Origin of the sequence: Bacillus cereus group sp. BfR-BA-01310 (genome assembly GCF_022664325.1) — a bacterium.
Classification (GTDB): Bacteria; Bacillota; Bacilli; order Bacillales; family Bacillaceae_G; genus Bacillus_A; species Bacillus_A paramycoides.
Window position 1 is genome coordinate 1 of record NZ_JAKUHD010000083.1, and the last position, 537, is coordinate 537.

The following is a 537-nucleotide window of genomic DNA, read 5'->3' on the forward strand; positions in this document are numbered from 1 at the left end:
TTTTCCTAAAGCTGGTTCGTTACTTACATACTTGATGCTGAAAATGCTTTGGTCGTTTAGAGGCATTGCGATAATTGCTGTTGTTAGTTTATTTCGCATTTTCATTGGCAATGCATCTCTGTTTCGGTCCATATATTCATGATGCCCAGCCAAGATAAAGTAGATGCCTACTGCACGAGATGAATCTATTAAAGTTGCTGCCGCTACGTCGTCGATGTAAACAAGTCGATTCAATTCTTCAACGTTTGCGATAACAATGAGTTGTTTTGCGAATGTTGGTATTTCTCTACCTTCTTGTCTTGCTTGTGCTAATTCATTGGATCGTTCGCGAATAGTTTCCATCCAATGCTTGAGATGTGTATTTACATCATTTTCTGCTACGATGCAATGGGTCACATTCTCTTTATGTTGAACAAATCCGTATTCGCTTGTATCTACTAACGTTACACTTTCAAAATAGTCTTTATTCGTTTGAGAAATGATACTTGATACGACTTGTTTTCTTATACTATCGTCTACACTATAAATCATTAAGTG

General features: G+C 36.9%; 1 pseudogene. It reads right to left on the bottom strand.

Going from position 1 to position 537, the window contains the following annotated elements:
* A pseudogene (locus MR109_RS29630) lies at positions 1-537 on the bottom strand (type VII secretion protein EssC); the annotation flags it as partial.